This window comes from Companilactobacillus bobalius (assembly GCF_009764355.1).
This window is the reverse complement of the sequence record NZ_LNUA01000068.1, coordinates 1-7,764: the sequence shown is the minus strand read 5'-3', so window position 1 is coordinate 7,764 and position 7,764 is coordinate 1. Positions and strand designations below refer to the sequence as shown.

The following is a 7,764-nucleotide window of genomic DNA, read 5'->3' as shown; positions in this document are numbered from 1 at the left end:
TGCGCATTGACCTCGTTTCACTCGGTCTGCTGATTCTCCTGAATTTATTTTTAGTGTATGCCTTCCGCTTCGCTATTTCAACTTTTATACTTTGACTTAACGTTTCCTATATGATATAGTTTCGGTGATTATTTCTAATATGATTTGAGGGATCGTTATGTCTAAAAGTAACTTAGAAAAACAAGAAGCTAAATTAAAAGCCCTTAATCAAAAAATTAAGGACGAAAAAAATAAGATTGAACAACGGCTAGGTAAACAAATCATCAGTCAAGCCAATTTAGATTATGCTAATTTGTCTAACGATCAGATTAAGCTTTTAGCTAAGCAATTTTCTGAATTTTTAAAGGTAAAGTCCGTAGATCATTAGCCATACGAGATGGGGAAATTCCATGTCTAATCAATATGAAAAACTAGTCGAGCAGCAAGCGCGTTTAAAACAAAAAATTGATCGGGAAGATTTTAAATTACGACAATCTAAATACTATGAAAATCGACAAGCCCGCAAAGCCCGTTCTCGCCGATTAATTCAAAAAGGGGCTTTGCTAGAAAAATACTTTCAAGCTGATAATCTCTCGGTTGAACAAACCGAAGAGCTTTTAAAAATATTTGCCGATTACGTTAATGTCCATAAACCAAATAAACTCAAAAACGATCAACCTAATAACTAGGCCGATCGTTTTTATTTTCAGGATTGTGTTTAGCAAAGTCTTTTAACTGTTTTTGAATTCTTTGTGTAAGCTCTGCTTTACTTTCTTTGTGCTTCCTTTTACTTGATCGCTGTTGAATTATCTTTTGACCCTTACCTCTTCTTTTTGATTTTAGGTCAAGCGTAAAATCTGAAATTTTATTTTGATCTAGCTTACTTAAATGACCGATTTCTTTAAAGTTTAAACCGGCTTTGGGAAAGCGATAAATATTACCAAGATCGACCCAGGAAGGTTTCTTCAACCCAGCGGATTGCCAATTTTGAATCGGATAATATTGTTGCTTGATATAAGCCGACTTCTTTTCATACTGACTAGTAATTTTAAAAGCTTCGACCTTCTGTTCTGATACCCGACGAATTAAAACTGGCCGAGACTTGCCACCGTTAGTTTCTACAAAACTAACGTATAGGCTGACTAAGTCATTAGTCCTCATCTGGATCGTTGAGCCAATCAGCGACCTCTTTAGCGTCTTTGAACTCGGTGACTGGTGTCCCTTCGGTCGCCTTTAAAAAGCGTAAATTAGCTCTTTCTTCTTCGCTTAAAGACGCATTAAAAGGTAAAGCACCATTAGCAACAATCCGCTTGTAAAACATGTTAATGGCCGTGGTTGGATTTAAGCCCAATTCGCTTAAAATTGCTTCGGTATCATCGGCCAAATCTTTATCAATCTTGACTTGGACCCGTTTCTTTTCCTTAACTGCCATGATTGTCTCATCTCCTTTTTTGCTACTACCATTATACTACCTTTTGAGTACCTTATCAATAGATAAAGCCTTGGCCTCAAATCACTTGAGCTTGGCGTTGATCTAAAGGCTGAACTTTTTAGTTAGCCTGGTTAGCTCTGACACTCATTTAAAAGCCCCTATTCTTCTGTTTAAGCCATTTAACTCTAGCTTAAGTAAGTATAAATTAGGTTAGTAAGTCTTAAAATCGCTTAGAAAGGATTTTGTAGCCTTTTAGGGCTAGTAGTACAACCCACTGTTATCGTTGTCGGCCGGCTTTTCTTCTTCGGGGTGTTTGGCCGCATATTCTCTAGCCGCTTGTTTATTCCACCAAACGCCAAATAGGTTTTGCATGGTGCCGTATAAGTAGTTCTCAACATTCTTGATGTGCTTCTCATTGCTTCTCAGGGCGTTAAAGTAGCGTCTCAAGGCTTTAGTCATTAAAGGTTTCAGTTCCTCATCATCAAGTGGGATTATGACACCAATATCTTTGTGATCTTTCTCAACTCGGTACTTAGCATTTAAGATAATGCCAATGAAGCGCCGCATTTGTTGCGGAGTGCGGCACCAAAAACTGAGCAGCTGAATGGCTTCGGGTTCTAAGAAGACTTCCCAGCCACTTTCTGAATCCGTTAAGAACTCATCAGCATGTTTTACTAAATCCCGATTTTGGATTTCTATTTCAGCTGGTGAAAAGTTAGCTGTGGAAAAATTTAACTTTTGAGTATCTATCTTGTATCTATCTTTATCTTTTTCTTTAGGTTCTTTATATAGATTAACTGCACTTTTTGCAGTTCCGCTTGTAGCAAGGGTTTGAGACACTTTTGGGCTATCTTCACCGCGTAAATAGACATCGGTTGCTTTCACATCGAGCTTGGACAGATATAAGCGATTCGGTTCATTCTTTTTTGTTTTTGGGTTAAAGCCCAGTTGTTTTTGCATCAGCAAATGAGCGGATTCGAGTTCTTTTTTAATTTTGACGACTTTTTGATTATGGCAAGGCAAATTACAAGTTTAATCCGAACAAGCCCGGAATCTTTCAATGGCAGTCTGTTGATGATGTATTTTTAATGGTCGTTGATTAATTAGTTCAAGTGCTGCTAGGATCTCATCAGTCGTTACTTGGCTAAAATTGGTCTTTTTCGGGAAGAACCAGCGTAACCGTCTATTAAAATATTCATTGGAACCTCGCTCCCATGGTGAATATGGATGGCAAAAATAAACTTTGATCTGATAATCCTGTTCTAAGGCCTGATAATTGGCAAACTCTTTACCATGATCAACAGTAATGGATTTTGCTTGGGGACCGAAGGCCCCCATAAACTTGCCAAAGGCGGTGTTTAGAGCCTTAGCCGTTCTATTAGGGGCTTTGATGGCCCATAGAAGTCGAGTCTTACGTTCTACGAATGTAACCAGACATGATCGTAACTCACTTCGACTAGAAAGCACCGTATCTACTTCCCAATGACCAAAAGCTAACCGTTGATTAACAGTTGTTGGCCGTTGTTCGATGAAAGTCCCACTTGTAAATTTCCCACGATTTTCGCTCACTCGGTGCTGGCGGACATTCCGATTGGGTAGATCAGTCAATTTGAAGGGGAGCCAGCCACGATTAAGCCAATTATAAATTGACGCAGTGCTCAAGTTATAAGCGGCCGCAATGGTTTCTGGTGACCAGGTTAATCGTAAGTGATTGGTAATTAAAGTCGCTAATGCTGCCGTCAGCATCGAACGACGACCGCAATTCCGCCTTTTGCGATCTGCATCTTGCTGAGCTAATTCTGGATCATAAGGTTTAACCCGGTCCAACTCATAGCTAATCGTAGCTTTGGCGACGCCTAAGGCGTCAGCCATTACTTGGTAAGATTTATTCCCCTCATTGACCAGTTGTGCTAGTGCGCCACGTTGAAAACGTGATAAAGTAGATGTACCCAAAGTAATCACTCCCTATATTGGTTGGAATTAGCTACTACCATTGTAAGTGATTGCTTTGGGCTTTTTAATTTCTGTTCAGATTAATTATAGAATTTGCCAACTATTAAGTTGGCCACATCAGGAACATATGTTCCCTTTGACTGACTATAGTTTACCGCACTTCCTAAAGTTTGCCAAGATATTTTTGTGAGTTCCCCAACAAACCACCAAACTAACAATACCCTCACACAGCAACAAGCCTATTCTAGATATATACCTATGGCAATTGATAGCAGCACTTTTCACCCCGTTCTTCTTCTCGTCTCCATTCCCCACGGTGGCTCTGAATCACCACTCACCGCTTGTATCTCAGTTAAAGTACCAACTGTTGGCTCATAAACATTTTTGCTTACAGTTGGCATTAGTGTCGTTAAATACCCTGTCCACGCTTTACTTTGAGCCTGACGGCTCACCATAGCCGACTTAAATAACATGGTCACCGTCGTCAATAAAGTTGGCTGGTTACCACGCTGCACCCGCTTCAATTGCGAAGTTGCTTGTAGTTGCTTCATAACCCGATTCAAACTCGCCGGAGAAATCCCTAATTCAGCTTGAATTTGACGCGTTGACATGGCAACCGAAGCGGCAGAACCACCCATTCGATTAATCAATGCAAGCACATCGTTACGCCATTCGTGGGCATGACTGTATTGTCGTTCGGCACGCGGCTTAGCAAATTTATGCCAGCCAATCCCAGCAACAACTTTACCTGAAAAATTAGGCACCCATTGATCCAATAGTCCTTGAACATAACTCAGTGCTGCCCCCCGATAGTTACCTGAATAGGCGTCTCTCACGCACTGTACAACTTCGCGATCGGCCAACGGATCATGTAGATTTGAATTGAAGACGTCAAGCACGTCTCTCGCACGTTGTTGCGAGATTTTTGACTGATACATCGCTAAAGCTAACGTCAAAACCGTGTTGTGACGGGCTAAACCTTGACCTGATTTGACTGTTGTCACTTTCAATAAGGCTTTAAACCAAGCTTGGTCAACCTGCCGACCTTCATCTGGGGCTAGAGAAATCACCTGTCGTTTATCCGGCTTCGTAACCGGAACTTGGGCAGCATAATATTGTGACCACTTCATCAGAGCGCTCACCTGGACCAACATATGTGCATCAAAAAAGACTAGATTGTCTTGCCGGGGAATTCGAAAAATTCCAAAGTTATTGCAGCCGACATCGACCCCTGCCACTCGTTTTTGAATCCATTGCCGCACAAAACTCGACATTTTTTGGGCTGCTTTTAAGACTGGAAACTGACCGCGTGTTTTCCGCAAAAACATAGGCTGATCAAAAACGTAGTAGATATGGAATCCCTTCGTAGTCCGCAAAATCATCGTGGGAATGAATAAGTCAGCAACGGTTACGGCCCCCAAGACCTCTTGCTCACGCGCGTCTCGTTCTTGTGCGTCGGCAAAATCAATATCAACGACCAAGGTATTAATCTGAGCTAAGTTAGCTTCCCGGTGTCCCCGAACACTCGACCGATTTTGCGTATAGCCAAGCCAGCTGAATGTATTGGGCGTCCAGTGAGTCATACGATCGGCGATGGCGTCAAGTGCTTCAAAAGAGGTGATAACCACACCATGTGCTTTTTGCATTGAATCTTTACTGCTGAAGAGCGCAATGGCCCCTTTTTTTGTAGGAGTTTCCATCACTTGTCCGGCAATATTAGAACGACTATTTTTAACTTTATAGGTATGTAATGAATCGTGTAATACCAGCTTTTGTGCAGTCTGAACCGTCTTTAAATCGTACATGGTGAGCTCACCTCCTTTCAAAATAAACACCTAAGTTAGCTTAATAGAAATGACATAGAAACCGAAAAAGCGCAGACAAAAAAGCAACTTAGCGTTATGCCAAGTTGCTTAAGGTGGACGTAGTCCGACTACCCCCGAATAAACTTTTAAATTTTTAAATTACCGCCTACGGATCTAATTAACTAGATCCAGTGAATTTGCACAGAAGTCGCTCACCACACGTGTCCCCTTTGTTTTTACCCGGCAGCTTGTCCCCTACCGTTTTGAAATCACACCATTCTCGACATCTTACCATTTTGCTGGTATAATCTCTTTAGTTGAATGAAAAAGATTTTTTTGTCGAGTGCTTCCCAATTGCCGTTGGGTGGCGCTTTTCTTTTATTTAAGGTAACCATACACCATAACAAAGAAAATGTAAACAAAAACATCAAAAGTATACTTTTGATGTTTTTTAGTATATTAATCCACAAATCCACGAGTATACTAATGTAAAAGTATAAGAGTATATTAGTATACTTTTATATTAGTATACTTTTGATAAAAAAGCTTGATTTCAGGTTTCAATATGGTATACTATATTTGTAGCAGAAGTATACTTATGAGAGAAGTGTTATCAATGACGTACGTAATCGCTTTAAGCAACCAAAAAGGGGGCGTTGGCAAGACGACCAATAATGTGATGTTCGCAATCACTCTTGCCACCGTTTTCCATAAAAAGGTTTTACATATTGATATGGATCTCCAAGCAAACAGTACATTCATGCTCGGTATGACCTTTAATAAATCAAATTGGCCCGCTTCTATAACAAGATGCTTAAATGATAAGGATCTAAGTAAGGGAATCACGCATCTAACAGAAAATCTAGATGCCATTGCAGGAGATTCTGATTTTCGAAACTGGGGCACATGGGTAGCCGACCATATAAAGGGTGTCCACGAACGAACCTTTTACTTCAAAAAATTACTAGATAAAATCAAAGACGACTATGACTTTATTTTTATAGACACTCCACCAGCAACAGATATAAAAGTCGACAACATAATGGTTGCAACTGACTATGTAATTGTTGTGCAAGAAACCAAGAGATTCGCATTTGAGGGTTCAAAGGAACTAACCAACACTTATCTTCAAACTCTATACGATGACTTCAGCGACGAGATTAATGTTCAGGTCGCGGGAATACTGTTAGTCATGCTTGACAAAACTCACACGGTTGAACAGCTCATTGTTGATAAGACCGTTAAATATTTTGGTAAACAGAATATATTCAATGCCATTATCAAAAGTCACTTACGCCTTGAAAATTATGGTGAATACGGAGTTCAGTTTGAAGACTACCACGATCGTGCTATGTTCGCACTCTTTTCCGATCTTTACGCGGAATTAATGGAAAGAATAGACCAATTCGAAAGTAAAGGAGATATTGCTGACGATTATGTCTACACGCCAAAATATCTCAATGGCAAAAAACTAACACCACTTGGAAAGGAGATAAGTGCTGATGGCCTTGATTAAAAAAGATGCTGATCACTTCGAAGTGAACATAAAAAAAACAGTCGATGATTCCAGAGATGAACAAAAAACTACTAAATACTCCGCAGCGGACAGAAAAAGCCTAAGGGTCGATCCACCTGTTTTTGACACGATAAAGAGTCTAGCTTACATTAAAGACGTGAAAATGTATGAACTTGTAGAAAGTGCTGTTGAGGCATATAAGCAAAACACGCTTTCAGATAGAGAGAGAGAAATCTTCGACAGCATTTATCAGAGAAAACAGTCATAAGTATACTAGTGCAAAAGTATACTTATGATAATTGGCCTATAATCACTGATAAACAAGCATTTTAAAAAGTATACTAGTCGCTAAATATACTTTTCCACTAGTATACTTTTTCTGATTCCATAGATTAAACTATAGGTAGATTGCAAATTTAATCCGAATTTTTGGACAAATTTGTCAGCATAACCTGATACGGTGTTTGCCAGTCGAGTATTTTAAGCGGTCGCTGGTTAATTTGGAGTAACGTCGTCGTTAAATCTTGAGCACTAATGTGTTCAAAACGAGTCCCTTTAGGATAAAAATAACGTAAATTCCGATTAAAGCGTTCATTACTACCACGTTCGGCTGGCGTATAAGCATGGCAGTAATAGGTCTTAATACCATATTGTGATTCAAGTGATACTAGCCCACTAAACTCAGTGCCACGGTCCACAGTAAAGCTGTGCACCGGACCATTAAAAGTGGTTAGGAACTTAGTTAGTGCTTCATTAACAGTCACTGTCGTCCGATCTTTTAACCGGTATGCCCAAAGGAACCGTGATTTTCGATCGATTAAAGTTAATAAAACTGCCTTACTATACCCACGAGGACCAACGACTGTATCTAGTTCAAAATCGCCGATGCGATTACGTTGATTAATCATCATGGGACGCTGTTCAATTGATCGCCCCAAAGATTGATTATATTTGGATCGTTGGTCAACGTTACGCCGTTGGCGTACGCCATGTTCAGGTAGATCATTCAAGGAGAAATCAATTCTCCCCTGATTTAGCCAATTATAAATAGATTTAGTAGCTAGTTTAAATTCGTGAGC

Annotated in this window: 9 protein-coding genes and 1 pseudogene; 4 read left to right on the top strand and 6 right to left on the bottom strand. The window is 40.0% G+C overall.

The annotated features are described in order from the left end of the window. Positions 1 to 157 precede the first annotated feature (157 nt). Positions 158 to 367 (top strand): hypothetical protein, encoded by a 210-nt coding sequence (locus ATN92_RS19715; RefSeq protein ID WP_054519259.1) that lies wholly within the window; start codon positions 158 to 160, stop codon positions 365 to 367. A gap of 22 nt (positions 368 to 389) precedes the next feature. Next, positions 390 to 668, top strand: a complete 279-nt coding sequence (locus ATN92_RS19720; protein WP_056950637.1) for a hypothetical protein — start codon at positions 390 to 392, stop codon at positions 666 to 668. Here the strand turns inward: ATN92_RS19720 and ATN92_RS19725 are convergent. From ATN92_RS19725 to ATN92_RS19745, 5 genes and pseudogenes are all read right to left on the bottom strand, one after another. After that, on the bottom strand, positions 658 to 1,140 hold the full coding sequence (locus ATN92_RS19725; RefSeq protein WP_056950634.1) for a hypothetical protein: 483 nt from the start codon (positions 1,138 to 1,140) through the stop codon (positions 658 to 660). The two genes, ATN92_RS19720 and ATN92_RS19725, sit on opposite strands and share 11 nt — an antisense overlap. Then, positions 1,130 to 1,411 carry a type II toxin-antitoxin system RelB/DinJ family antitoxin gene (locus ATN92_RS19730; protein WP_014564139.1) on the bottom strand — a complete coding sequence of 94 codons (282 nt, stop codon included), beginning with the start codon at positions 1,409 to 1,411 and terminating at the stop codon, positions 1,130 to 1,132. The genes ATN92_RS19725 and ATN92_RS19730 overlap by 11 nt, the downstream gene beginning before the upstream one ends. Before the next feature lie 258 nt (positions 1,412 to 1,669). Then, positions 1,670 to 2,428, bottom strand: a pseudogene (locus tag ATN92_RS19735) (replication initiator protein A); the annotation flags it as partial. 15 nt (positions 2,429 to 2,443) lie between these two features. After that, positions 2,444 to 3,364, bottom strand: coding sequence for an IS30-like element ISLsa1 family transposase (locus tag ATN92_RS19740; RefSeq protein ID WP_056950631.1), 921 nt, complete (start codon positions 3,362 to 3,364; stop codon positions 2,444 to 2,446). Between the two features lie 281 nt (positions 3,365 to 3,645). Continuing rightward, positions 3,646 to 4,947, bottom strand: coding sequence for a primase C-terminal domain-containing protein (locus tag ATN92_RS19745; RefSeq protein ID WP_234032525.1), 1,302 nt, complete (start codon positions 4,945 to 4,947; stop codon positions 3,646 to 3,648). Positions 4,948 to 5,785: 838 nt separating this feature from the next. Here ATN92_RS19745 and prgP point away from each other — a divergent pair. Both prgP and prgO read left to right on the top strand, forming a co-directional pair. After that, positions 5,786 to 6,685, top strand: coding sequence for a ParA superfamily DNA segregation protein PrgP (gene prgP / locus ATN92_RS19750; RefSeq protein ID WP_042255042.1), 900 nt, complete (start codon positions 5,786 to 5,788; stop codon positions 6,683 to 6,685). Then, the gene (gene prgO, locus ATN92_RS19755; protein ID WP_042255044.1) at positions 6,672 to 6,953 is read left to right on the top strand and encodes a DNA segregation protein PrgO; all 282 of its coding nucleotides are present in this window, start codon (positions 6,672 to 6,674) and stop codon (positions 6,951 to 6,953) included. Before prgP ends, prgO begins: the two co-directional genes overlap by 14 nt. A gap of 148 nt (positions 6,954 to 7,101) precedes the next feature. On the opposite strand, the gene ATN92_RS19760 is transcribed toward prgO, so the two are convergent. Next, on the bottom strand, positions 7,102 to 7,764 hold a 663-nt coding region (locus ATN92_RS19760; protein WP_158106788.1), incomplete at its 5' end, for an IS30-like element ISLpl1 family transposase.

Coding starts and splice junctions, on each gene's coding strand:
- prgO (WP_042255044.1), top strand. CDS start 6,672: ATGGCCTTGATTAAAAAAGATGCTGATCACTTCGAAGTGAACATAAAA.
- ATN92_RS19715 (WP_054519259.1), top strand. CDS start 158: ATGTCTAAAAGTAACTTAGAAAAACAAGAAGCTAAATTAAAAGCCCTT.
- ATN92_RS19730 (WP_014564139.1), bottom strand. CDS start 1,411: ATGGCAGTTAAGGAAAAGAAACGGGTCCAAGTCAAGATTGATAAAGAT.
- ATN92_RS19720 (WP_056950637.1), top strand. CDS start 390: ATGTCTAATCAATATGAAAAACTAGTCGAGCAGCAAGCGCGTTTAAAA.
- prgP (WP_042255042.1), top strand. CDS start 5,786: ATGACGTACGTAATCGCTTTAAGCAACCAAAAAGGGGGCGTTGGCAAG.
- ATN92_RS19725 (WP_056950634.1), bottom strand. CDS start 1,140: ATGAGGACTAATGACTTAGTCAGCCTATACGTTAGTTTTGTAGAAACT.
- ATN92_RS19745 (WP_234032525.1), bottom strand. CDS start 4,947: ATGACTCACTGGACGCCCAATACATTCAGCTGGCTTGGCTATACGCAA.